Annotated in this window: 24 protein-coding genes; 16 read left to right on the forward strand and 8 right to left on the reverse strand. The window is 63.8% G+C overall.

All coding sequences use genetic code 11. The annotated features are described in order from the left end of the window. Nucleotides 1-3: 3 nt before the first annotated feature. The 4 genes from ABMA32_RS04725 to phnG are packed head-to-tail and all read right to left on the reverse strand — an operon-like array spanning nucleotide 4 to nucleotide 2,428. A complete protein-coding gene (locus ABMA32_RS04725) occupies nucleotides 4-249 on the reverse strand; it encodes a hypothetical protein (protein ID WP_349012567.1) in 246 nt (81 codons plus the stop codon). Continuing rightward, nucleotides 249-1,352, reverse strand: a complete 1,104-nt coding sequence (locus ABMA32_RS04730; protein WP_349012568.1) for a carbon-phosphorus lyase complex subunit — start codon at nucleotides 1,350-1,352, stop codon at nucleotides 249-251. Before ABMA32_RS04730 ends, ABMA32_RS04725 begins: the two co-directional genes overlap by 1 nt. A 3-nt stretch (nucleotides 1,353-1,355) precedes the next feature. Next, nucleotides 1,356-1,967, reverse strand: a complete 612-nt coding sequence (gene phnH / locus ABMA32_RS04735; RefSeq protein WP_349013325.1) for a phosphonate C-P lyase system protein PhnH — start codon at nucleotides 1,965-1,967, stop codon at nucleotides 1,356-1,358. Beyond that, nucleotides 1,964-2,428 (reverse strand): phosphonate C-P lyase system protein PhnG, encoded by a 465-nt coding sequence (gene phnG, locus ABMA32_RS04740; RefSeq protein WP_349012569.1) that lies wholly within the window; start codon nucleotides 2,426-2,428, stop codon nucleotides 1,964-1,966. Before phnG ends, phnH begins: the two co-directional genes overlap by 4 nt. A 107-nt stretch (nucleotides 2,429-2,535) precedes the next feature. On the opposite strand from phnG, the gene phnF reads away from it, so the two are divergent. From phnF to ABMA32_RS04755, 3 genes are all read left to right on the forward strand, one after another. Continuing rightward, on the forward strand, nucleotides 2,536-3,267 hold the full coding sequence (gene phnF / locus ABMA32_RS04745) for a phosphonate metabolism transcriptional regulator PhnF (RefSeq protein WP_349012570.1): 732 nt from the start codon (nucleotides 2,536-2,538) through the stop codon (nucleotides 3,265-3,267). 134 nt (nucleotides 3,268-3,401) lie between these two features. Beyond that, nucleotides 3,402-3,611 carry a hypothetical protein gene (locus tag ABMA32_RS04750; protein WP_349012571.1) on the forward strand — a complete coding sequence of 70 codons (210 nt, stop codon included), beginning with the start codon at nucleotides 3,402-3,404 and terminating at the stop codon, nucleotides 3,609-3,611. Between the two features lie 99 nt (nucleotides 3,612-3,710). After that, complete coding sequence (locus ABMA32_RS04755; protein WP_349012572.1) at nucleotides 3,711-4,562, forward strand: inositol monophosphatase family protein; 852 nt, start codon at nucleotides 3,711-3,713, stop codon at nucleotides 4,560-4,562. 9 nt (nucleotides 4,563-4,571) lie between these two features. On the opposite strand, the gene ABMA32_RS04760 is transcribed toward ABMA32_RS04755, so the two are convergent. Continuing rightward, entirely contained in the window at nucleotides 4,572-5,612 is a 1,041-nt protein-coding gene (locus ABMA32_RS04760) for a Gfo/Idh/MocA family protein (RefSeq protein WP_349012573.1), read from the reverse strand. A gap of 137 nt (nucleotides 5,613-5,749) precedes the next feature. Between ABMA32_RS04760 and ABMA32_RS04765 the strand changes: the two genes are divergently transcribed. The 6 genes from ABMA32_RS04765 to ABMA32_RS04790 all read left to right on the forward strand — a co-directional run bounded on the left by ABMA32_RS04765 (nucleotide 5,750) and on the right by ABMA32_RS04790 (nucleotide 10,045). Next, nucleotides 5,750-6,568, forward strand: a complete 819-nt coding sequence (locus ABMA32_RS04765) for an SDR family NAD(P)-dependent oxidoreductase (protein ID WP_349012574.1) — start codon at nucleotides 5,750-5,752, stop codon at nucleotides 6,566-6,568. A gap of 7 nt (nucleotides 6,569-6,575) precedes the next feature. After that, nucleotides 6,576-7,739, forward strand: a complete 1,164-nt coding sequence (locus ABMA32_RS04770) for a mandelate racemase/muconate lactonizing enzyme family protein (RefSeq protein ID WP_349012575.1) — start codon at nucleotides 6,576-6,578, stop codon at nucleotides 7,737-7,739. A 172-nt stretch (nucleotides 7,740-7,911) separates the two neighbouring features. After that, on the forward strand, nucleotides 7,912-8,661 hold the full coding sequence (gene minC / locus ABMA32_RS04775) for a septum site-determining protein MinC (protein ID WP_349013326.1): 750 nt from the start codon (nucleotides 7,912-7,914) through the stop codon (nucleotides 8,659-8,661). 25 nt (nucleotides 8,662-8,686) lie between these two features. Beyond that, a complete protein-coding gene (gene minD / locus ABMA32_RS04780) occupies nucleotides 8,687-9,502 on the forward strand; it encodes a septum site-determining protein MinD (RefSeq protein WP_349012576.1) in 816 nt (271 codons plus the stop codon). After that, entirely contained in the window at nucleotides 9,499-9,816 is a 318-nt protein-coding gene (minE, locus tag ABMA32_RS04785) for a cell division topological specificity factor MinE (RefSeq protein WP_349012577.1), read from the forward strand. The genes minD and minE overlap by 4 nt, the downstream gene beginning before the upstream one ends. Nucleotides 9,817-9,847: 31 nt before the next feature. Continuing rightward, the gene (locus ABMA32_RS04790) at nucleotides 9,848-10,045 is read left to right on the forward strand and encodes a hypothetical protein (RefSeq protein ID WP_349012578.1); all 198 of its coding nucleotides are present in this window, start codon (nucleotides 9,848-9,850) and stop codon (nucleotides 10,043-10,045) included. A 36-nt stretch (nucleotides 10,046-10,081) separates the two neighbouring features. Here the strand turns inward: ABMA32_RS04790 and ABMA32_RS04795 are convergent, their stop codons facing one another. Next, complete coding sequence (locus ABMA32_RS04795) at nucleotides 10,082-11,212, reverse strand: mandelate racemase/muconate lactonizing enzyme family protein (RefSeq protein ID WP_349012579.1); 1,131 nt, start codon at nucleotides 11,210-11,212, stop codon at nucleotides 10,082-10,084. Nucleotides 11,213-11,286: 74 nt separating this feature from the next. Here ABMA32_RS04795 and ABMA32_RS04800 point away from each other — a divergent pair, with 74 nt between their 5' ends. Then, the gene (locus ABMA32_RS04800) at nucleotides 11,287-12,108 is read left to right on the forward strand and encodes an IclR family transcriptional regulator (RefSeq protein WP_349012580.1); all 822 of its coding nucleotides are present in this window, start codon (nucleotides 11,287-11,289) and stop codon (nucleotides 12,106-12,108) included. A 6-nt stretch (nucleotides 12,109-12,114) separates the two neighbouring features. On the opposite strand, the gene ABMA32_RS04805 is transcribed toward ABMA32_RS04800, so the two are convergent. Then, nucleotides 12,115-13,245: an ABC transporter substrate-binding protein gene (locus ABMA32_RS04805; RefSeq protein ID WP_349012581.1), complete on the reverse strand. Its 1,131-nt coding sequence runs from the start codon at nucleotides 13,243-13,245 to the stop codon at nucleotides 12,115-12,117. A gap of 184 nt (nucleotides 13,246-13,429) precedes the next feature. On the opposite strand from ABMA32_RS04805, the gene ABMA32_RS04810 reads away from it, so the two are divergent. The 6 genes from ABMA32_RS04810 to ABMA32_RS04835 all read left to right on the forward strand — a co-directional run bounded on the left by ABMA32_RS04810 (nucleotide 13,430) and on the right by ABMA32_RS04835 (nucleotide 21,277). After that, entirely contained in the window at nucleotides 13,430-14,956 is a 1,527-nt protein-coding gene (locus tag ABMA32_RS04810; RefSeq protein ID WP_349012582.1) for an ABC transporter substrate-binding protein, read from the forward strand. Between the two features lie 71 nt (nucleotides 14,957-15,027). Next, nucleotides 15,028-15,978: an ABC transporter permease gene (locus ABMA32_RS04815; RefSeq protein WP_349012583.1), complete on the forward strand. Its 951-nt coding sequence runs from the start codon at nucleotides 15,028-15,030 to the stop codon at nucleotides 15,976-15,978. A 1-nt stretch (nucleotide 15,979) separates the two neighbouring features. Beyond that, nucleotides 15,980-16,882, forward strand: a complete 903-nt coding sequence (locus ABMA32_RS04820; protein ID WP_349012584.1) for an ABC transporter permease — start codon at nucleotides 15,980-15,982, stop codon at nucleotides 16,880-16,882. After that, nucleotides 16,883-18,904, forward strand: a complete 2,022-nt coding sequence (locus ABMA32_RS04825; RefSeq protein WP_349012585.1) for a dipeptide ABC transporter ATP-binding protein — start codon at nucleotides 16,883-16,885, stop codon at nucleotides 18,902-18,904. Further along, complete coding sequence (locus ABMA32_RS04830; protein ID WP_349012586.1) at nucleotides 18,901-20,073, forward strand: mandelate racemase/muconate lactonizing enzyme family protein; 1,173 nt, start codon at nucleotides 18,901-18,903, stop codon at nucleotides 20,071-20,073. Before ABMA32_RS04825 ends, ABMA32_RS04830 begins: the two co-directional genes overlap by 4 nt. Nucleotides 20,074-20,101: 28 nt before the next feature. Then, nucleotides 20,102-21,277, forward strand: a complete 1,176-nt coding sequence (locus ABMA32_RS04835; RefSeq protein WP_349012587.1) for a mandelate racemase/muconate lactonizing enzyme family protein — start codon at nucleotides 20,102-20,104, stop codon at nucleotides 21,275-21,277. A 142-nt stretch (nucleotides 21,278-21,419) separates the two neighbouring features. Here ABMA32_RS04835 and ABMA32_RS04840 read toward each other — a convergent pair whose 3' ends face one another. Further along, the gene (locus ABMA32_RS04840) at nucleotides 21,420-22,274 is read right to left on the reverse strand and encodes an SMP-30/gluconolactonase/LRE family protein (RefSeq protein ID WP_349012588.1); all 855 of its coding nucleotides are present in this window, start codon (nucleotides 22,272-22,274) and stop codon (nucleotides 21,420-21,422) included. Between the last annotated feature and the right edge of the window lie 71 nt (nucleotides 22,275-22,345).

Consider the following 22,345-nt stretch of genomic DNA (forward strand, 5'->3'; position numbering starts at 1 on the left):
ATTCTAAGCCTCCCACCGAACTGCTACGAACGAGGAATCGAGCATCATGCTGGACTGGGTTCTGGGAGGCCTTCTTTTGGCGCTCCTCGTTTTCATCGCGATTTTCCTCTTTTTCAGCGATTCGGTCGTCACTACCGGGCGGCTCGGCAGCATGGGGTTCAAGGCTGCATTATTGCTTCGCATCTGGGCCATGATGCCGGTGACGCTGGCAATGGTGGCGCAGACGGTGGTGGCGGCGGCGACTGACATTATTCCGCAGCCTCCTTGTGATTGTCAGTTGCCCGCGCCGCGTCGTGCTCGGCGCGCATGCGGCGGACGAGGTCGAGTTCGGCCTGGAAGTCGACATAGTGCGGCAGCTTCAGGTGCTCGACGAAGCCGGTCGCCTGCACATTGTCGGAATGCGAGATGACGAATTCCTCGTCCTGCGCGGCGGCGGTGATGTCTTCGCCCAATTCCCGCGCGCGCAGCGCCCGGTCACAGAGCGACATGGCCATCGCCTTTCGTTCGCTCTGGCCAAAGACGAGGCCGTAACCTCGCGTGAACTGCGGCGGGATTTTCGCCGAGCCGTGAAACTGGTTGACCATCTGGCATTCGGTGACGCGGATGCGTCCGAGCGTGACCGGAAAATCGAGTTCCGGAACGTCGAGTTCCAGCTCGACCTCGCCGATGCGGATTTCGCCGACGAAGGGATGGCTGCGCGCATAGCCGCGCTGAGTCGAATAGGCGAGCGCCAGCAGAAAACCCTCGTCGCCGCGCGATAGCGCCTGCAGGCGGCTGTCGCGGTCGAGCGGAAACTCCATCGGCTCGCGTGTGATGTCGCCGGTAACATGGCCGGAAGGTAGCGGGCCGTCCTCCTCGATCAGGCCTTCGCCGCCAAGGATGTCGGAAACGCGTGGCATCGCCTCGGGTTCGGCATGGCGCAACTCGGGCTCAGCTACGTCGCCGCCCGACGCGAGTTCCGGATCGAGCAGGCGATGCGTGTAGTCGAAGGTCGGACCGAGCATCTGGCCACCCGGCAGATCCTTGTAGGTCGCGGACACCCGTCTTTCGGCCAGCATCGCCGACGTATCGATCGGCCTTGTGTAGCCGAAGCGGGGCAGGGTGGTACGATAGGCGCGCACGAGGAATATCGCTTCGATCAGGTCGCCGCGCGCCTGCACGATTGCAAGTGCGGCAAGCTCGCGGTCGTAGAGCGAACCCTCGCTCATGACGCGGTCGACGCCGAGACCGAGCTGTTCCACGATCTGGTCGAGCCTAAGCGCCGGCAAGCTGCGGTCGCCGCGCCTGCGGTCGGCGAGCAAGCGGTGGGCGTTGCGGATGGCGGCTTCGCCGCCCTTTACGGCAACATACATGGATCAGGTCCCCACTGTGCGGATGCGCGTCGTGCGCGGCAGGCAGGCAATGCCGTCGGGTGCCGCGAGGATGAGGTCGACGCCGCGCGGGAAGCGCGCGCGGTTCTGCTTCCACTGCTCGACGAAATGGCGGGGGAGCGGGGAGGGAGCGATCAGCCTCGTCCGCTCGATGCCTGGACCTTCGAGAAGCAGGTTGTCGCCGGTGGACAGGCTCGCGACCTGCAGGATCAGCGTGGTCGATCGGTCAGGATATTCCTGAGTGCCCTGAGCGAAATTTTCGAGCGCGATGAGGCTGGCTGGGTCGGAGACGAGGGCGAAATGCGCGTCGGTCGGGTTGTCGACCAGCGGCGCGCCGGAATGGAAGCCGAGCCATTTGGCGACGGCCGGTGGCTGCATAAGCGGCGGATCGAGCCACAGCGGCGTGTCGTGGTCGCAAAGCGTCAGCGCCACGGCTGCTGCGACAGAGGACAGCGGTTGCGGCGGCAGCGTTCCGGCGTTCGCGGGCTGGATCGTTCCCGGCCGCGCCATCGCGTCCATGACGGCGCGAAAGGTTGCCTGCGCGTCGAAGACCGGATTGGCGAAGCCGCCGACGATCTGTTCGGAAAGCATGTTCAGTCCTCCCCGCGCACCATGGTGAAGAAGTCGACCTTCGTCGCGGCAGTCTCGGCGTGCCGCTTTGCGTCGCGTTCCGCCTGCATCCTGACGAGCGGCGCGACGATCTTCTGCTCGACGGCCGCGCGTGTTTCCGGTGTGCACCAGGCCGCGTCGAGGACGGCGGCGAGTCTTACCTTTTCCCGGTCGCGGCCGAGCGCATAGGCATGACCGACCTGGCCGGAAGGAAGCTGGACGGTGGCGCGGGTCACGGTCGCCTCGCCGGTGTTGAACGGTGCGCCGCCGCCACCGATCCGGCCGCGCACGGTAACGAGGCCTGTCTCGGGTCCGCGCAGAGGCGTAGCGTCCAGAACCAGCCCGGAAGCCTTTGCCAGTTCGCGCAATTCATCTCCGGACGCGGCAGCAAAGGCTGACATTGCCGCCTTGCGAGCCAGATTGTCCTCGCGTTCCCGCCTTCTTTCCATATCTCACCCGCGAATGTATATTTGTCTATTGATATAGACAACCATACAAATTATACACAATTGCTATCGCGTGTCGATGACGGCCGCATGACAGGACGTTGAAAAAGATGGCTGGAGCGGCCGGACGGATCGAAAGGCGGAGCGGGATTTCGCTGTGGCGGCAGATCGCCGACCAGATAAGGCAGGCGATAGGGTCGGGAGAATTCGCAGAAAAATTGCCGCCGGAAGTGACGCTTGCCGAACGCTTCGGCGTCAACAGGCACACGGTGCGCGGCGCGATTTCCGCGCTTGTGCAGGAAGGCGTGCTGCGGGCCGAGCAGGGGCGCGGCACATTCATCGAGCGCAAGCAGAGGCTTGCCTATCCGATCGGCGCACGCACGCGGTTTTCGGAAGGCCTGCAGGGCCAGACGAGGGATCGGCGCGGGATCCTGCTGACCGATTCGGTCGAGGTGGCGGACCAACGGACAATGCAGGCGCTGGGGCTTTCAGACGGCGACAGGGTCGTGCGGCTGGAAACGGTGTCCGAGGCGGACGGCAGGCCTATCTCGCGCGCGACGAGCTTTTTCCCGGCGTCGCGGTTCGCGGGGATAGAGAATCTCTATGCGCAAAGCGGTTCCGTCACCGCCGCGCTGCGGTCGTTCGGGATCGAGGATTATTTTCGGCATTCGACGCTGATCTCGGCGCGCCATGCAAGCGATGCGGACCTCGCGGATCTCCGACTTTCGCCGGGTGCGATCGTGATCGCCACCGTCTATACGAATGTCGATCCCGATGAGCGGCCGATCCAGTTTTCCGAAACGCGCTTCGCCGCCGATCTGGTCGAGCTCTCGGTCAGTTGAGATACGTTGCAGATAAATCACCCGCCTCGAAACTTTGATGTGGAGAGTTCGGGCAAGTTGGCTCGCTGCGCTTGACCGCCGCGAAGTCGCCGCCGTTAGGTAAGCGCATTGTTCACTCAGTCGCAGTGCATCCCATGCTCATCAAAGAACCAGTCGTAGACAAGCCCAAAAACCCCCTCAAACATTCGAAATACGAGGTTGAGTGCCGCGAGGCGCTGAAGCCGCACCTCGATGCCATGGTCGATCTGGCCGTGAAGGCCGGGTGGGACCGCAAGGTCGCCAGCTTCAGCCTGATGTACCTCGCAGCAAAGAAGTCGGGTCCGCACGACAGCAGCCTGTTCTAAAACCGGGTTTTCGAGACGGGCTGGATCGGCTGGGACATCCGGCAGGCCTTGTGTGCCCTTTTCTAAATCGCGGTCATTGCCTATGAAGGCGTCGCGCGGGTGATCGCTCGCGAGAACCTCTCCAGCACGGCGGCCGACATCATGAACAGCCACAGCGAACGCCTGATCTTCGCGCGCGATCTCTCCGAGCGGGCGGGCAAGCTCGGCATGGAGTTTTTCCGCAAACTCGATTCCCTCACCATCGAGGCCAAAGGGCATCAGGACCTCGTCTCGGAAGCCGATCGCGAGGTCGAGCTTTTCGTGCGTCGCGAACTGGCGAAGGCCTATCCCGACGACGGCATCGTCGGTGAGGAGCATGCGCCGAAGACAGGCACGACCGGTTACGACTGGGTGATCGACCCGATCGACGGAACCGCGAATTTCGTGCGCGGTATTCCGGCATGGTGTGTGGCGATTGCCTGCGCGAAGGACGGCGTGACGGTGACGGCCGCTATCCACGAACCCTCGACCGGCGAAACCTTCTACGGCGAGAAGGGCGGCGGGGCATGGCTGAACGGCAAGCCGATCCGCACGACAAAATCGAAGAGCCTCGGCGACGGGTCGCTGGGCATCGGCTTTTCCAGCCGCCGTGAGACAAAGGACGTGCCGGTGCTGATCGCCGATCTGCTGGCGAAGGGCGGCGTCTTCTACCGCAACGCGTCCGGCGCGCTCTGCCTGGCCTATGTCGCGGCGGGCAGGTTGATTGGCTACATCGAGAACAACATGAACGCGTGGGACTGCATCGCCGGCCTGCTGCTGATCGAGGAAGCGGGCGGGCGGATCGTCACGCCGGACCCGAAGACCGTGCTCAGGGAAGGCACGGTGATCGTGGCCGGCGGCGCGGATGTCTATGACGACATCTATGCGCTGTGCGCAAAGACTTTCGGACTGCCCGAAAAACCGGCGTCCTGAACCCGCCATCTACTTCCAGCGTAGAGGCGTAACGGCGCGGTGTTCCGCCGCCGCGACATAGGCGGCATCGACAAGCGCGTAGGTCTTCAGATTGTCCTCGCCGCTCGTCTCGGCCGGCACGCCGCGCTGCAGGCAGTCGAGGAAGTGACTGCAGGCTCCGAGCGCACCTTCCTGGCTGACATGCCAGGGGTGCGAGGTCCACGACAGCAACGGTGTGCCGATATCGCTGGTCGTCGCCTGCCCGTTGCTGGTCACCTTCATCTGCGTCTTCGCTGTCACGATGATCGAGCCGCGCGAGCCTTCGATCTCCATCATCGTCTCGGGGAAGGGATCGTCGGCGCGGCGCGCCTCATAGGTGCATTCGACGATGCTCACCGCGCCACTCCGATGTTTCAGCAGCATCGTGGCAGTGTCCTCGCCCTTGACCTTGGAATTCCGTTGCTGGGTCTCGCAGGAGATGCGCTCGACATCGCCGAGCAGGAAGCGCGAGACGTCGAGCACATGAACGCCGACATCGGCGATGGCGAAACGCGTCTCTTCATAGAAGTAGGGCTGCGTGGCGTAGACGTCGAACCCGGTGCGGAATGCGACGCGCGCCCAGTTCGCCTCCCCGATCGCCCCGCTGTCGATGACGGCGCGGACAGCGCGCAGTGGCGCCTGGTAGCGGAAGTTCTCGTGCACGGCGAGCCAGACGCCGGCCTTCCTTGCCGCGTCGACGATCGCCGTAGCGTCCTCCCATGTCGGCGCGAACGGTTTTTGCACGATGGTGGCGATGCCGCGGGCGATGGTGGCCTCGGCAATCGCGCGATGGGTGTCCTGCCGTGTGACGATATCGACGGCATCCAGCGGCACGGCGTCGAGCATGGCGGCAACGTCTGTGAACCACGGAACGCCGAAGGTTTCGCCGGCGGCCTTCGCCTTGGCCGGGTCCATGTCGCAGACAGCGGAGAGAAGCGCGCCGTTTGGCTTCAGGTCCCGCCACGCATTGAGGTGATTCTGTGCGTAGAACCCGCAGCCGACCAGCCCGACCCGTATGATTTTGCCGCTCATCTTCCCTCCCATGCGGCCCGATCCTCCAGGGCGCAGCCTCACCTGAATAACAGACCAGGGGGCCGTTGTTGAGATCGGCAGCCACGCTGTGTATCGTCCGCAAATGCGGACAATTGTCTAGATTGCTGGAATGTCCTATGGTCCGCGCGACATACCCGGCGGCGGAGGGTTTCGCCGGGATAGCAGCGCAGGAGTTCCGCATGACCAGCTTTCCCAATCCCTACGCAATCGCGATCGTGGGGGCGGCAAGCGGCATAGGAAAAACCACTGCGGGGCTCATGGCATCGCGCGGCGCGACCGTGATCTGCCTCGACCGGGACGGCAAGGGGGCGGCAGAAACTGCCGCTCAGATCGCAGCCGCAGGCGGCAAGGCGACCGGCCACGCGATCGAGATCACCGACAGGGCTTCTCAGGATGCGGTGTGGGAGAAGGTGATCGGCGAAGCCGGTCAGCTCCACGCCGTGGTCAATTGCGCCGGCGCTACCGGCAAGACCAACCTCAAGGCGCATGAGGTCGATCCCGACGATTTCGATCTGGTCTACCGCATCAATCTTCTGGGGTCGTTCCTGGTGTCGAAGGCCGTGCTGCCGCACATGCTGGACAAGGGTTACGGGCGAATCCTCCACATCGCCTCGATTGCCGGCAAGGAAGGCAATGCCGGCATGACAGCCTATTCGGCGACGAAGGCGGGCGTCATCGGCCTCGTCAAGTCGATGGGCAAGGACTACGCCGAGACCGGGATCACCATCAATGCGTTGGCGCCGGCGGTTATCCGCACACCGATGGTGGCGGCGCTGCCGGACGCGCAGGTCAAATACATGACCGACAAGATCCCGATGAAGCGCTGCGGCGAGCTGGAAGAGGCGGCGGAGATGATCTCCTGGATCGTCTCGCCGGCCTGCAGTTTCACCACGGGCTTTACCTTTGACCTGACCGGCGGCCGCGCCGTCTACTGAGGGGACGATGATCAGCAGGATCGACCGCATCGAAGTCATCCCGGTCTTTTCGCCGGCGACTTCCGCGACCGATCTCGACGGCACTGCCGACACGATCATCATCAAGGTTTTCGACGAGGACGGACGCTATGGATTCGGCGAGGCGGACGCGCCCCCCTCGGCCGTCAAAAGCTTCATAGAGATGCCAACGGCGCATCTGTGGAGCCGCAACGCCTCCGAGATTCTTGTCGGCGAGGACCCGCTGGAAATCGCCGCGATCTGGCAGAAGCTCTACGACGGCACTTTCTGGCCGGGCAGGCGGGGGCTTGGGATCCATGCGCTTTCGGCGATCGACATCGCGCTGCACGATCTCGCCGGCAAACAGCTCGGCGTCCCCGCCTACAAGCTGATGGGCGGCGCGCGGCGCGAGAAACTGCGACCCTACTGCACGATCTTCCCCGGTCTGGCGCACGGGCGCAGCATCGCCGAGCTGATGCGCGAGATCGGCCGCCAGTTCGATGCGGCGCTGGAGGCCGGCTTCCGCGCGGTGAAGATGGAGGTGCTGTTCTACGACTTGGTCACGGATAGCGAACTGGTGGGCCTGATCCACGACGGCCGCAGGATGCTCGGGCCCGAGATCACCATGGCGGTCGATTTTGGCTACCGATGGCACAACTGGCACGACGCGCTTTTCGTGCTGGAACGCGTCGGCGATGCCAACATCTTCTTTGCCGAGGCGACCCTCCAGCATGACGACCTCGCCGGCCATGCGCGACTGGCGGAGAAAAGCTCGATCCGAATCGGCGGCGCCGAAGCCGCGGCGACGCGATTCGAGGTGCGCGAATGGCTGACCGTCGGCAAGGTAGGCGTGGTGCAGCCAAACATTGGCCGGGGTGGCGGGCTGACGGAGATTCGCCGAATCGCCGACATGTGCGAACTCGCCGGTGCGGAGGTCGTGCCGCATGGCTGGAAGACCGGCATAACGTCGGCCGTTGGCCGGCATTTCCAGGCTGCGTGCCCGGCCGCACCCGTCTTCGAATACGTGTCGCCCAAGGTTTTCGACAGCCCGCTGCGACGCGAACTGGTGTCGCCGGAACCGGCGGTGGTCGATGGCTTCATGGAGTTGCCGACCGGGCCGGGCCTCGGGATCGAGCTGAATGAAGAGTTGGTCGCCCGCTGGCGGGTGGATTGAATCGCCACCTTCTCCGTTGCCGTCACCCAGTAGGTGCTCATTTCATTTTAGATATATCTAACGCGCTGAAAAGTTTTACCTTTTCGTGACCACTGCCGTTGCGGAAGCGATGGCCGTTTACCTTTTGTTAACCATTTTTTCGGTACACAAAAGCAACGGAAAATTTACCAAAGTGACCAACGTGTTAACTCAACCCCGGCCTATCCGCCTCAAGGGGCGGTCCTTCCTTGCCCTGGCGCTGAGCCCAGAACTGCCGTTCGAGGACTGGCTTGCACGGCTCGACGATCTTGCGGCCCGTTCCGCCGGGTTTTTCCTGCGTCGGCCTGTGGTGCTCGACATCGATGGCCTGGACATAGATCGCAACGAACTGCGCGAATTGCTCAGCCAACTGGGCCAGCGCAACGTGAGAATCATGGGCATCGAAGGAGCCCGCCCATCGCTGCTCGGCTCGGACCTGCCGCCCGCCATGACGGATGGCCGGCCCGCCTCCGATTTCGAGCCGCCCTCCGCCGGCACCGAGCAGATTGTCGAGCAGCATGCAGAGGAAGAGGTAGTCGAAGAGACCGCCATTCAGACTGTGCAGGCTAGGGCGATCCCGTCGATGATCGTGACCGAGCCCGTGCGCTCGGGCCAGTCGCTTTTCTTCCCAGAGGGGGACGTGACCGTCATCGGTTCGGTCGCGTCCGGCGCGGAGGTCGTCGCGGGCGGATCCATCCACATCTACGGCACGCTCAGGGGACGGGCGCTGGCCGGCACGACGGGGAATGCCTCGGCACGGATTTTCTGCCGCAAGCTGGAGGCGGAGCTGATCGCCATCGACGGGTTCTACAAGACGGCCGAAGACATGGAGCCGGATCTGCGCGGCCAGGCGGTCCATATCTGGCTTGAAGGCGAGACAGTCAAAACGGGAACACTCGGCTGAGCCGGGTCCAGAACAGGAGAGGTCAATGGGCAAGGTAGTCGTGATCACATCGGGCAAGGGAGGCGTCGGCAAGACGACGACTTCCGCCGCGCTGGGGGCAGCGCTGGCACAGGGCGGCGAGAAAGTCGTCGTCGTGGATTTCGATGTCGGCCTGCGCAATCTCGACCTCGTGATGGGGGCTGAGCGGCGCGTGGTCTATGACCTCGTCAACGTCATTCAGGGCGAGGCGAAGCTCGCGCAGGCGCTGATACGCGACAAGAGGGTGGAGACGCTCTATCTGCTCGCCGCCTCGCAGACCCGCGACAAGGACAACCTCACGCCGGAAGGCGTCGAGAAGGTGATTTCTGCCCTGGCTGGCGCTTTCGACTGGGTGATCTGCGACAGCCCGGCCGGTATCGAGCGCGGCGCGACGCTGGCCATGCGCCATGCCGACATTGCCATCGTGGTGACCAATCCGGAAGTTTCCTCGGTCCGCGATTCGGATCGCATCATCGGCCTGCTCGATTCCAAGACGATGAAGGCCGAGAACGGAGAGCGCATGGAAAAGCACCTGCTGCTGACCCGCTACGACCCAACTCGCGCCGAGCGCGGCGACATGCTGAAGGTGGACGACGTTCTGGAGATTCTCTCGATCCCGCTGCTCGGCATCATTCCCGAAAGCATGGACGTGCTGAAGGCTTCCAACGTCGGCGCGCCGGTTACCCTGGCGGACGACGCAAGCGCCCCTGCCCGCGCCTACTTCGATGCGGCCCGCAGGCTCAAGGGCGAACCGATCCCGGTGACCATCCCCGGCGAGAAGCGCGGCTTCTTCGGCAAGATATTCGGAAGGAAGGCGGCATGAACCTGCTTCGTTTCTTTTCCCGACCAGCGCAGTCGGCTCCGGCCGCCCGCGACCGCTTGCAGGTGCTGCTTGCGCATGAACGCGCGTCAACCGGCGATGCCGACCTGGTGACCAAGCTGCGCGACGAAATTCTTCGCGTCATCGCCAAGCATGTGCAGATCGACGACGACAAGGTCAGCGTGAAGATGGATCGCGGCGAGAAGGTTTCGACGCTCGAGGTCGACATCGAGATACCCTTCGATGCCTCCAAGAAGAGGGCCGACGCGGCCAAGGTGGGCACGGCCAAGGTGGGCACCGGAAAGAAGGCGGCCTGAAGGCCGTCTTGAACAGCAAAGGAGCGATGCGATGACCAGACTTGCACTTCTGGAGCGGCTGAAGGAAGTCCAGCAGATGCCGCGATATCAGGGACGCGACATCATGACGATCAGCGCCGCCCTGACCAACCAGGCGCTGGCAAGGCACATCGAGCTCTGCGAGCAGGCCGCCGGCGCGACGCCACGCTTCGCGCAACCGGCAGGCCAGCCTGCGGCCGACGCCGCCTGAGAATACTTCGAGGCCGGCGTCACGGGTTGGCGCCGGTCAAGCGATGCGATACTTCGCGATCGTATCGGCGTTGAGGCTGACGCCGAGGCCGGGCCGGTCGGGCACCGTGATCCGACCGTCCGCCTCGATCGGGAAGCGCTCCTGCGTCAACTCCCAGCGCAATGGCGATTCGCTCGTCGAATATTCGCACGGCTCGTCCGCCCAGTGCTGCGACAGGAAGGCGAGGTTGGCGGCGATCGTGATGTTCGACTTGTAGCCGTGGGTGACGACGCGGCGGCCCATGCTCTTCGCGAGCGCGGAAATGCGCATCAGTTCAGTGATACCGCCGGCCATTGTGACATCGGGCTGGGCAATATCGATCTTGCCGCGCTCGAACGCGATTTCGTATTCGTAGCGGGTGGTGAGCCCGAGGTCGCCGCCGCCGATCGGCACTCCAAAACCCTGGAAACGCGCGTGCCCATCGAGGTCGTCGATCGGCAGCGGCGCTTCAACCCAGAAGAAATCATATTCCTTAAAGATCGGCATGAGCGGCAGGCCTTCCTCGGCCTTCGACCATGCGGTGGCGGCGTCCACCATGAGCCTGATGTCCGGACCGACATGCGCGCGGGCCGTGCGGATGAGTTCGGCGGTCTTGTCGAGATCCTCGCGCCAGAAAGGGTCGGCGACGATCTTGATCGCCTTCAGGCCGCGCTTCAGGCCCCGGTCGATGTTCCAGCGTACCTCGTCCGGCGTCTCGCCGAGCGGGTAGACGGTGCCGTAGGCGAGCACGCGGTCGCGCTGGCGCTTGCCGAGCAGTTCTCCGACGCTCTTGTCTGTGACTTTGCCGCGCAAGTCCCACAGCGCGATATCCACGGCCGAGATGGCGTGGATGACGACGCCTCGCCGGCCGTAGTAACTGGTCAGATCGTACATGCGGTCCCACAGGCCCTCGACGTCGGTCGGGTCCTGCCCGACCAGAACCTCCTTCAAGCCCATGGCATGCGTATGCGACCGCGGCGCGTCGATGATGGCGCGGATGACGGCTGGCACGCTGTCCACTTCGGCGATACCCGTAACGCCTTCGTCGGTGTGGACGAGAACAAGACAATTGTCGTATGACCCGTCGAATGTCTCGCCGGTCCATCCTGGAACGCGAAGCTCGATCACTTCGATGTCCACGATCTTCATGTCTTGCCCTCCGTGCGAGCGGGTCGTAACATTTCCGAATTCCGGACAATGGTCCAATATACTGGAAAACGAACATGCCTCCCCCTGTCAAGCTGAATCCGAAGCTCAAGCCGGACGCTGGTCCAGAAACCGTACAGGACGACGAAAGCACGGGCTCGCGCTCGGTTCGCCGGGCGCTCGACATTCTGGAACTGATGCTTCAGCGCGGCGAGCCGATCACCGTCGCACAGATCGTCGCCGAGCTTTCGATCCCCAAGTCCACCGCCTACGAGCTGGTGCGGACCCTGTCGGAGGGCGACTATCTCGCCCCGTCGGGGCGCGGCAGCGGACTGTTCCTCGGGCGCAAGCTTTTCGAACTGGGCATGGCCTATCGCAGCCATGTCGACCTGCTCAAGGATGGCGCGCGTATCGCCGAGCAGCTCCGTGACGAAACCGGCGAGACGATCCAGCTTTCTGTCCTCGACGGCAACCTGATGATGGTGCTGCTGAAGGAAGAAGGCGTGCGGTCATTGCGCATAGTCAGCCAGGTCGGGTCTCGGGTTCCGGTCAACTGGGCGGCGGCAGGTAGGCTGCTCGTCTCCGACCTGGACGACAAGGCGCTGACCGATCTGCTCGAGCACACTGTACGTCCGTCGCCGACCGGCCGCGCGGCAACCGACGTCAAGAAGCTCATCACGCAAATACGCAAGTTCCGCAGACAGGGCTATGCCACGGAACTGAACGAAACCAACGAGCACGCGGGCTGCGTGGCGGCGCCGGTCGTCGATGCGAACGGTCGTTGTATTGCCGCCATTTCGGTGGTGGCCCCGGAGCAGCGGCTGGTCAAACCGAACAAGGACTATCTGATCGAGCGCGTCATGAACGCTGCGGAAAAGCTGTCGCGCAGGCTTGGCTGATCCCGGCTACCGGCCGGCGTGCAGGCGCTCGAGTGTGTCGAGCAGGACGCTTTCGCCAACGTCTCCGCGCAGATGCGCTTCGATCAGGTCGCCCGCCTTTTCCTGAAAGGTGAGGTAGCCGTTGTAGCGCGGGCGGATCCAGCAGCCGTCCATGGTTTTCAGCGTATTTCGGTAGCATCCCCCAAACCTTGCATTGACTGTTTCGTCCAGCCAGACACCGTGCAAGGCAGGCTGGCCGTGATGCTCGGCGAAGGCGATCTGCGTGGGAAGCTGGGCGCAGAAGCGCACATATTCCAGCGCCGCGTCCATGTTCGCGCAACGCGCCGAAATAGCCAGGCCGGTGCCGCCAATCGTTGAACCGCTGGGCCCGGTGGGACCGGGAAGGTCGTGGAAGCGGAGCGGCCTGCTGCGGTCGGCCTCCGCATAGGTCGCGAAGCAGTAGACGGCAGGGCAGAAAACGAGATCGTCACGCGTGGCCATCTCGTCATGCAGGCGGATGCTGTTCCAGTCGAGCGCCTGCGGCGGGCAGAATGCGAGCAGGCCGCGCATCAATCCCAGGACCTCCCGAGCAGTGGAGTGGTCGGCAAAGGGTTCGGTCTGCCCTGTCCCGCACGGTGACCCAAGATTGGCCATCAGCGTGAAGAAGGTCATCAGGCTGTGCACGCCCGCCAGGCCGATTGCGAGATGCATCGAACTCGCGCGAGCCTTTTCACCGAGCGCGATGAGTGCTCTCCAGTCCTTTGGCGGCAACGCGTCCAGCGCATCCATCAGGTCGGGGCGGGAAACGGCGACCTGCGTCGCCGCGTCGACCGGCAAGGCCCAGAGATGGCCGCCCATGCGGTACGTTCTCAGTGAAGGGCCGACGAACATGTCGTCGCTCAAGCCGGCGATGTCGTCGAGCGGCATGAGCGACCCCGAAGCCGCAACCGCTCCCATGAAGGGATGATCGAGGATGATCAGGTCGTAGTCTTCCGCGAGCTTGTCGACCGGCGTGAACTCGAACCCACTCAAGGGGCGCGCCGACCACTCGATGTCGATGTCGGGATGCCGCTGCCGGAAGAGCGCCGTTGCGTGCGTCAGCGGATCGACGGCGCGGCGATGATCCCAAGTCATGCCCCGCAACTTGACGGACGCCATTGCGAGATTCCTCCTGCCTCGAAACGATATTTCTGATGCGCTGCACACCAAGCGGTTTATTGACTCGCAGGCTAACACGGATATTGTGCCAGTCTACATAAACGTACGCATATCCGACATTTCGGAAAAGGCGTGCAGCCGCAAAAGGCATGACGGGAACTTGTTTGCCAGGGAGAACAAGCAAATGAGAAAGACAGCATGGTTATCCGGCGCCGTATTCGCGGTGGCCGGTCTGGTAGGGTCGACGACCGCAGGTCTCGCGGCAGCCGGCGACGAATGCGTGAAGATACTGGGCTACGAATGGAGTGGCGAGAAGCAGTCGATGGATCCCGCCGACATGCATTCCGGCGACGATGCGTACCACACCTTCGCCGTCTATAACCGCCTGGTCGATATAGACGACAACTTCAACGTCCTGCCCGAACTCGCGACCGAATGGTCGGTCTCCGACGACGGGCTGACCTGGACGTTCAAGCTGCGTGAAGGCGTGAAGTTCCATTCTGGCAAGGACTTCTCGTCGGCGGATGTCGTCTGGAGCTTCAAGCGCCTGCTCGACGAGAAGACGGGCTCCGGCGCGCGCGCCGTTCTCGAATTCCTCGACCCGGAAGGCATCAGCGCTCCCGATGCGACGACGGTGGTGTTCAAGACCAAGAATCCGGTGGTCGAGTTGCCCGTGCTGATCACCAACAAGTTCACCAACATCGTGCCTGATGGCGCGACCGGTGAGACGCTGAAGCTCAAGGCCGACGGCACCGGGCCGTTCATGCAGGAACAGTTCACGCCGAATGCGCCGGTGCGCATCCTGCGCAAGAATCCCAACTACTGGAACGCCGGACAGCCCAAGGCCGAATGCTTGCGCATCACCGTGGCTCAGGAAGCTGTCGCGGCGGTTTCGGCGATCAAGGCAGGCCAGGTCGACCTGATGCTCAACGTCGATCCGTCGGTGATCTCGACGCTGCAGGGCGACAATTCCGTCAAGCTGCTGTCCACGGGCGCATCGAACTCGATGACCGTTTCGGCCTGGGTCGATACGCCGCCCTTCGACAATCCGAAGGTGCGCGAAGCCATGAAGCTGGTCGTCGATCGCCAGGCGATGGTCGATACCGTGCTCCTCGGCTTCGGCGAGCCAGGCGCCGACAACCCGGTTCCCGTCGGCAACCCGGCCTCCTACACCAAGGAAGCGCCGAAGCAGGACATCGAGAAGGCCAAGGCGCTGCTCGCTGAAGCCGGCTATCCGGACGGCCTGAAGTTCGACCTCTACACGGCCGAGGGCGTGCCCGGCATGGTACTGATGGCGCAGGTCTATGCCGAGATGGCGAAGCCCGCGGGCTTTGACATCAACGTCATCGTGACGCCGGCGGAAAGCTTCTGGGACGACGTGTGGCTGAAGAAGTCGGCAGTAACTTCGGCATGGTCGATGCGCCCACCGGGCGAAGGGCTGGCAACCGCCTACACACAGAATGCCAAGTGGAAGGAGACGCACTGGGAGCGTCCCGACTATGACGCGCTGCTGTTGAAAGCCAACACAACGGTCGATCCTGCGGAACGCCTCAAGCTATTCCAGGAGACGGGCAAGCTGCTGGCGACCGAAGGCGGACTGGTGCTGCCGATGTTTGTGCACCAGGTGCTGGCGATCCGCGCAAACTGCGATGGTTACACGCCGCGCGCCCAGAACTTCAACCTTAACTTTGAAGATCTGAGCTGCAAGTAATAGACTGCCCGCGCTCCGGTTTTCCGGGGCGCGGGATGCCCATCGATGCCGATCCATGACGGGGTAGCGGCGTGACCATCTTCAAACTGGTGATCCGCCGGTCACTAATGTCAATCGTGACGCTGCTTCTGGTGTCGCTGATCATTTTCTCGATGCTCGAAATCCTGCCGGGTGACGTGGCCTCGCGCATACTGGGTCGTGACGCCACGCCCGAGACGCTGGAGCAGTTGAGGACAGAGCTCGGCCTCGACCGGCCGGCGCCGGTTCGCTACCTCAGCTGGCTCGGTGGGCTGGTTACCGGCGATCTCGGCAATTCGCTTGCGTCGAGCCGTCCAGTGGCCGAAATCCTCGGGCCCCGCATTTTCAACACCGTCCTGCTGTCGGCATACGCGTTCCTGATCTACTTGCCGCTGACGGTGATCCCGGCGGTTCTGCAGGCGCTGTACCGAGACCGAGCGACAGACCACGCATTCTCGGTGGTGACACTGGTGCTGCTGTCGGTGCCGGACTTTCTGCTGGCGACCATCCTGCTGCTAACCTTCGTCGTCATGGTTCCCCTGCTGCCGGCCATCTCGCTGGTCGACTACACGTCGAGCGCCTGGGAGTACGTTCGCGCGATGACCCTGCCGGCGCTGACGCTGGCGATTGTCATGGCCGTTTATGCGGTGCGCATGCTGCGCGATAACCTGATCGAGGTCCTTGATTCCGACTATATCCGCATGGCCGAACTGAAGGGACTGTCGCGCCGGCGCGTGCTGCTGCGCCACGCGCTGCCCAATGCGCTCGTTCCGACTCTGAACGTCACCGCGTTGAACCTCGCCTATCTCGTCGGCGGCGTGGTTGTGGTGGAGAAGGTTTTCTCCTATCCGGGCTTCGGCAGTCTGCTGGTCGACTCGCTACAGCTACGCGATCTGCCGGTGGTCGAGGCGACGGTGATGATCTCCGCCTTTGTATACGTTGCGGCGAACCTGATCGCGGACGTGGCGGCGATCCTGCTCAATCCGCGCCTGAGGACGGGCTGAGATGAGCATCGAAACGCTCTCCGCACCACCGGCTCGCTCGACCCGCAGCCTGTCGTCGCTGTTCGTGCTGTGGCGGCAGACGCCGCTCTCCTTCCGTATCGGCCTGATCATCCTGCTGATCCATTTCGTCGTGGCGGCGACGGGACCGTTCTGGGCGCCCTACGGCTACTCGCAGATGGGCACCGGCAGGCCGCTTTCCGGCATGAGTTGGGCGCATCCCTTTGGCGTCGACCAACTCGGTCGCGACATCTTCAGCCGCGTCGTCTATGGCGCGCATATCGTAATCCTGCTGTCGCTCTCCGGCACCTTGCTCGGACTGCTCGTCGGCGCGGTGCTGGGCCTGTTGTCGGGCTATGTCGGCGGCTGGTTCGACGAGATCCTGCAGCGCTTCCTTGAGGCCTTGATCAGCATTCCTTTCCTCGTGCTGGCACTGATAGCGATCGCCGCTGCCGGGCCGGAACTGTCAGGCAATCCCGTCCTTATCGTGCTTGTCGTGGCGCTGGTCTATGCGCCGCGCATCGCCCGCATGGCGCGCTCGGTCGCCGTCGATATCGCCACGCGCGACTATGTGACGGTGGCGCGGCTGCGTGGCGAAAGCGCGTGGTCGGTGATGCGGCGCGAGCTGCTGCCGAATGCGACGAGCGTGTTGCTGGTCGAGTTCGCGCTGCGCGCCGGATATGCGCCGGTCCTGATAGGCTCGCTCGGCTTCCTCGGCTTCGGCCTCCGGCCGCCGACGCCGGAATGGGGCCTGATGATCAGCGAGAACCGTGCGCTCATCATGGTCACGCCGATCACGGTACTCGGGCCCGGCCTAGCGCTGGCCTCGCTGGTCGTCGGGTTGAACCTCTTCACCGAGGGGCTGGCGCGTATCCTCGGCCGCACCGTCAAGCTCGGGGTGCAGTAGATGGGCGCACCCGTGATCGCGGTTGAGGGGCTGTCTGTTTCCTACCGGCAGGGCGCGGGTTTCAGCCGCGTTGTGGACGATGTCAGTTTCTCCGTCGCGCCCGGCGAGGTTTTCGGACTTGTAGGCGAGTCCGGCTGTGGCAAGTCCACGATCGCCCTGCAGCTTCTCGGATATCGTTCGCCCGCGATGCGCACGGATGCGGGCACGATTGCTTTCGATGGCGGGGATCTGCTGGCGCTCGATCGCGGCGAACTCGACCGCATACGCGGTGCGCGTATCGCCTTCGTGCCGCAGAACCCGACCACCGCGCTCAACCCCGGCATCCGCGTCGGCGCGCAGATCGACGAGATTCTTGCCGCGCATGGGCAGGGCGATCCTGACAAACGCGTGGCGCGGACGCTCGAACTCTTCGGGCTGGTCGGGTTGCCGTCGCGCCCCGATTTCCTGCGCCGCTATCCGCACCAGCTTTCCGGCGGCCAGCAGCAACGCGTCTGCATCGCCATGGCGCTCGCCTGCGACCCGGCTTTCGTCGTGCTGGACGAGCCCACGACCGGGCTGGACGTGACGACGCAGGAACAGATTGTTGCCCTGCTGATCGATCTCCGGGCGCGGCTGAAGATGTCGATGCTCTATGTCACGCACGACCTCGGCCTGCTGTCGCAGATCGCCGACCGCGTCGGCGTCATGTATGCCGGGCGCATGGTCGAGATCGCGCCGACGGCCGAGCTCTTTACCGATCCCAAGCATCCCTATACGCGCGGGCTGATCGGCTCGATCCCGCGCATCGAGGATGAATCCGGCCTGCCGGCACGGCCGTTGCGGGGACTCTTGCAGCGCCACAACCTGCCGAAAGGATGCCCCTTCGCGCCGCGTTGCGACTGGGCGGAGACGGTCTGTTTCGAGGAAAGGCAGGAACTCGCGACAGCGGGCGGCGCGCGCGAGGTCGCCTGCTGGCGCTGGCCCGACATCTCGGTTCCCGACGATGCGCGCGCGGTGGTGGAATCGCCGGAACTCGACTACGCCGAACGGTTGCTGGCCATCGACAATGTCAGCGTCATCTACGGCTCAGGGCAGAATGCGTTCTTGGCGCTGCGCGACATCTCGCTGGATATCGGCAAGGGTGAAACAGTCGCGCTGGTCGGTGAATCCGGCAGTGGCAAGTCGACATTGGCTCGCGCCGTCGCCGGCCTTCTGGCGCCTGCGGCCGGAGAGATACGCCTTTCCGGCAAGAAGTTGGCGGGTGTCGTCAAGGACCGTGCTCCGGAGGAGCGTCGGCTTATCCAGTTCGTTTTCCAGAACCCCGACGCGTCGCTCAATCCGCGTGCACGCATAGAGAAGGCGCTGGCGCGTCCACTGCAATTCTTCTTCGGCAAGTCCTCAGCCGAAGACGTCACGGCGGCTCTCGCCGATGTCCGGCTCGACGGCAAGTATTCTGTGCGATTCCCGGATGAACTGTCGGGCGGCGAACGGCAGCGCGTGGCGATCGCGCGTGGCCTCATCGCAGAGCCGACGCTGCTTCTTTGCGACGAGATACTCTCGGCGCTCGACGTGTCGGTGCAGGCGAATATTCTCGCCCTCTTGCAAAGGCTGAAAAGCGAACGCGGCATCGCCATGCTCTTCATCTCGCACGACCTCGCCGTGGTGCGCATGCTGGCCGATCGCGTCTGCGTGCTGTTCAGGGGCGACATCATGGAGATCGGCCGGCGCGACCAGATATTCGCCGCGCCCTTCCATCCCTATACGCACAGCCTGCTCGAGGCGGTACCGACGCCGTTGAAACCGCATCCGCAGCGCGAAGGCGCGCGCGAGATGACAGCCGCTCCGTCGACTGCGGGTTGCGCCTATGCCGGCCGCTGTGCCTGGCAGATTGGCGATATCTGCGAGACCGAACGCCCGCCGTGGCGCGAGACGGAAGAAGGCCTGCGTATCCGTTGCCATCACACGCTGGAGGAGCTTTCGCGCCGGGCGACCAGGCCGAACGCTGCTTCGGTCAACGCCGAAGACCGGAAGGCACTGCAATGAAGATCACCAAGATCGAATGTTTTGTCCTGCTGGTGCCGGACTATCGGGCGGATGCCAACTCGTCCGCGCAGGATAACCTGGTCGTCAAGATCCACACAGACGAGGGGCACGTCGGCATCGGCGAGACCGACACCAATCCATGGGTGGCGCGCGCCATGATCGAGGCGCGCGGCACGCACATCATGGGCCTTGGCCTCACCGAGATGCTGATTGGAGCCGACCCGACCGATGTCGAGGGGCTTTGGGACCGGATGTACAAGGGCTCCGCGATGACCGGGCGGCGTGGGCTCGGCATCTGCGCCATCGGTGCGCTCGACATGGCGCTTTGGGACCTGCGTGGCAAGATCGAGGGCAAACCCTGCTGGCAATTGCTCGGCGGCGCGGTCAATCCCAACAAGATCACACCCTATGCCTCGCTGCTGCCGGAAGGCGACGACCTAGAAACCTACACGCGCATCCTTGTCGAGCGTGCGGTGAAGGCCAAGGAACTCGGATTCCGCGCCGTGAAGCTGGAGGTCTGTACCAAGGGGCCGTATTCGCACAATTCGCTGCAGATCGAGGATGATCGCGAGATTGCTAGGATCGTGCGGGCGTGTCGCGAGGCGATAGGTCCCGAGATCACGGTGATGGTCGATGTCGCCTATGCCTGGCGCGACTGGAAGGAGGCGCTCCGCGCCGTCGAGATGTTTGCCGACCAGGACATCTTCTTCATCGAGACGCCGCTGCCCTCCGACGACGTCGAGGGCTACGCAAAGCTGGTGCATGCCTCGCCGATGCGCGTGGCGGCCGGCGAATGGCTGAACACGCGTTTCGAGTTCCTCGAACTGTTTCGCGCGGGTGGGCTGGATGTCGCGCAGCCTGATGTCGGACGCGTCGGCGGACTGACCGAGGCGCGCCGGGTCGCGCAGCATGCCGCCGACCATGGCTTGCTGGTCGTGCCGCATTGCTGGAAGTCGGCCATCGGCATCGCTGCGTCCGCGCATCTTTCCGCGGTGTCGCCGACCTGCACCCATATAGAATGCCTTCCACGCGAACTGGCTGACTCGCGCCTGCGCCGCGACCTCTGCTCGGAAGAGCTTCCGATTGTCGATGGATACATCCCGCTGCCGAGCAAGCCCGGCCTCGGCGTCACTATCGACGAAAACGCCCTCAACACTTTCCGCGTCTAACCCCAAGAACTGTTCAAGGACCTATCGCATGCCTATCGAAGCCGTTGATTTCTTTTACCTGTCCATGCCCGCCGTCGAGGATATCGGCGATGGCAGCCAGGACGCACTCCTGGTTCGGGTTGTCGCCGACGGGGTGACCGGCTGGGGCGAATGCGAGGCCTCGCCGCTCACCTCCATCGCGGCCTATGTCGCGCCGATGTCGCATGGCGCGTGCAAGCCGCTGGAGGTGGTGGTGCTCGGCAAGAAGGTCGATTCGCCTGCCGACATCGCAGCGCTCGCCGCCGCGATCGAATATGAATGCATGGACCTCCTGCAGGCCGCGCACACGTGGTCCGGCATCGAGATGGCTCTGTGGGACGTGCTCGGCAGGAAGCGCAATGCGCCAGTCTACGAATTGCTGGGCTACAAGAAAGCCTATCCGAAGCTTCCCTACGCCTCGCAACTGTTCGGCGACACGCCGGCCGAGACGCTGGCCGGCTGCAAGTCGGCGCGCGACAAGGGCTATCGCGCCGTCAAATGCGGCTGGGGTCCGTTCGGTCGTGGCAGCGTCGCCATCGACCGCGACCATCTCATGGCTGCGCGCGAAGGCATTGGCCCGGAGGGACGCCTGCTCATCGACGCTGGCCAGATTTTCCGCGAGGACGTGGATGCAGCCGCGGCGCGCATCCCGGCGCTGGAAGAGGTCGGGGCGATCTGGTTGGAAGAACCGTTCCACGGCGGCGCCTACGATGCCTATGGCAAGCTCGCGGGCCGCTCCGGCAAGATCAAGCTCGCGGGCGGCGAGGCCTCGCACAACATCCACATGGCGCGCCAGCTCATCGACTACGGCAAGGTGTCCTTCATCCAGATCGACTGCGGCCGCATCGGCGGCATCGGCCCGGCCAAGGAGGTCGCGGACTATGCGAGTGCGCGCGGCGTTACTTATGTCAACCACACTTTCACGTCGCACATGGCCCTGTCCGCCTCGATCCAGCCCTTCGCCGGTTTGGAGAAAGATGTGATCTGCGAATACCCCTTCGCGCCGAAGTCGGTGGCATGGGACATGACCGAGACGCACCTGACGCCTGACGCCAATGGCGAGGTCAACGTGCCGGCTGCCCCCGGCCTTGGCGTCACCATGAGCGCCGAGGGCATCAGGAAGTATCTCGTCGACGCCGAGATCACGGTGAAGGGCAAGGTTCTCTACCGCACGCCGAAGCTTTAGGCGCCGATTTCTTCTCCCCGTTTACGGGGAGAAGGTGGCCCGAAGGGCCGGATGAGGGGTTGTGCAGGGCTGTGCGATGCTCGCGTTGCCTCTCACCTGCCTGCCGGCATCCTCTCCCCGTAAACGGGGAGAGGAAAAGCCTTCAAATCTTCGGATATCTGACGGGCACGCCCGCGACGGCCATCGGCGCGGTGTGCACCGACCAGCCGCAGAGCGAGGCGATGATCAGCGTCTTCATGTCCGGTCCGCCGAAGGCGATGTTGGTCGGCGCGACGAGCATGAGCTGTTCCCAGTCGTCGTAGAGCGTGACGAGTTCGCCCTTGGTGGTGAAGCGATAGATGATGTTGGGATTGTAGAGGCTGATATAGAGGTCGCCGGCCGCGTCGAAGGCGACGCCATCCGGCACATTGCGCGGCAGTTCCACCACCACTTCGCGGCGGCCGGCGCTGCCGTCGTCGCGGATTTCCACCCGCGAAATGAGGGGCGGGCAAGACTCCACCACGTAGAGCCATTTGCCGTCGGCCGACAGGCACATGCCGTTTGAAAAGCCGTTCGCCTGCCGGTCCCATATTTCGGCCTTGCCCCCCGGCGCGACCTTCCAGACGAAACCGTCCTTCGCGCCCCACGAGCCGGAGTCGGATACGTAGAGATTGCCGTGGTCGTCGAACACCGGATAGTTCGGCACGCGCATTTTCTGCTGCTCGTTGCCGTTCGCGTAGGTGCTGACCGCGCCATCAGGCGTGATGCGATGCACGCAGGCGGAGCGGTCGTCGCAGGCGTAGGTGTTGCCGGCCGCGTCATGCGCCAGCCCGAGCAGGAAACCGCCCGCCACGCGAGCGACTTCTTCGATGATCGAACCGTCCAGCTTGTAGCGATAGAGCTGCCCCGCTTCGCCGCCGGCATAGGCGTATCCGTCGGGTCCCCAGGCCACAGCCTCCGGGTGGTCGAACGCGTAGCCGATATTGGCAAGCTGCAGCGTTTGGGATTCGTCGGACATGCGCTATCCTCTGGAGCGGTTTCGTGCGGTAAAGCACGTGTCTCGTGAAGGGCTTCGCCCTTGACGGAACT

This window comes from Mesorhizobium quangtriensis, assembly GCF_040081925.1.
Taxonomy (GTDB): domain Bacteria; phylum Pseudomonadota; class Alphaproteobacteria; order Rhizobiales; family Rhizobiaceae; genus Mesorhizobium_K; species Mesorhizobium_K quangtriensis.

Coding starts and splice junctions, on each gene's coding strand:
- ABMA32_RS04725 (WP_349012567.1), bottom strand. CDS start 249: ATGTCAGTCGCCGCCGCCACCACCGTCTGCGCCACCATTGCCAGCGTC.
- ABMA32_RS04730 (WP_349012568.1), bottom strand. CDS start 1,352: ATGTATGTTGCCGTAAAGGGCGGCGAAGCCGCCATCCGCAACGCCCAC.
- phnG (WP_349012569.1), bottom strand. CDS start 2,428: ATGGAAAGAAGGCGGGAACGCGAGGACAATCTGGCTCGCAAGGCGGCA.
- phnF (WP_349012570.1), top strand. CDS start 2,536: ATGGCTGGAGCGGCCGGACGGATCGAAAGGCGGAGCGGGATTTCGCTG.
- ABMA32_RS04750 (WP_349012571.1), top strand. CDS start 3,402: ATGCTCATCAAAGAACCAGTCGTAGACAAGCCCAAAAACCCCCTCAAA.
- ABMA32_RS04760 (WP_349012573.1), bottom strand. CDS start 5,612: ATGAGCGGCAAAATCATACGGGTCGGGCTGGTCGGCTGCGGGTTCTAC.
- ABMA32_RS04765 (WP_349012574.1), top strand. CDS start 5,750: ATGGTCCGCGCGACATACCCGGCGGCGGAGGGTTTCGCCGGGATAGCA.
- ABMA32_RS04770 (WP_349012575.1), top strand. CDS start 6,576: ATGATCAGCAGGATCGACCGCATCGAAGTCATCCCGGTCTTTTCGCCG.
- minD (WP_349012576.1), top strand. CDS start 8,687: ATGGGCAAGGTAGTCGTGATCACATCGGGCAAGGGAGGCGTCGGCAAG.
- minE (WP_349012577.1), top strand. CDS start 9,499: ATGAACCTGCTTCGTTTCTTTTCCCGACCAGCGCAGTCGGCTCCGGCC.
- ABMA32_RS04790 (WP_349012578.1), top strand. CDS start 9,848: ATGACCAGACTTGCACTTCTGGAGCGGCTGAAGGAAGTCCAGCAGATG.
- ABMA32_RS04795 (WP_349012579.1), bottom strand. CDS start 11,212: ATGAAGATCGTGGACATCGAAGTGATCGAGCTTCGCGTTCCAGGATGG.
- ABMA32_RS04800 (WP_349012580.1), top strand. CDS start 11,287: ATGCCTCCCCCTGTCAAGCTGAATCCGAAGCTCAAGCCGGACGCTGGT.
- ABMA32_RS04805 (WP_349012581.1), bottom strand. CDS start 13,245: ATGGCGTCCGTCAAGTTGCGGGGCATGACTTGGGATCATCGCCGCGCC.
- ABMA32_RS04810 (WP_349012582.1), top strand. CDS start 13,430: ATGAGAAAGACAGCATGGTTATCCGGCGCCGTATTCGCGGTGGCCGGT.
- ABMA32_RS04820 (WP_349012584.1), top strand. CDS start 15,980: ATGAGCATCGAAACGCTCTCCGCACCACCGGCTCGCTCGACCCGCAGC.
- ABMA32_RS04825 (WP_349012585.1), top strand. CDS start 16,883: ATGGGCGCACCCGTGATCGCGGTTGAGGGGCTGTCTGTTTCCTACCGG.
- ABMA32_RS04830 (WP_349012586.1), top strand. CDS start 18,901: ATGAAGATCACCAAGATCGAATGTTTTGTCCTGCTGGTGCCGGACTAT.
- ABMA32_RS04835 (WP_349012587.1), top strand. CDS start 20,102: ATGCCTATCGAAGCCGTTGATTTCTTTTACCTGTCCATGCCCGCCGTC.
- ABMA32_RS04840 (WP_349012588.1), bottom strand. CDS start 22,274: ATGTCCGACGAATCCCAAACGCTGCAGCTTGCCAATATCGGCTACGCG.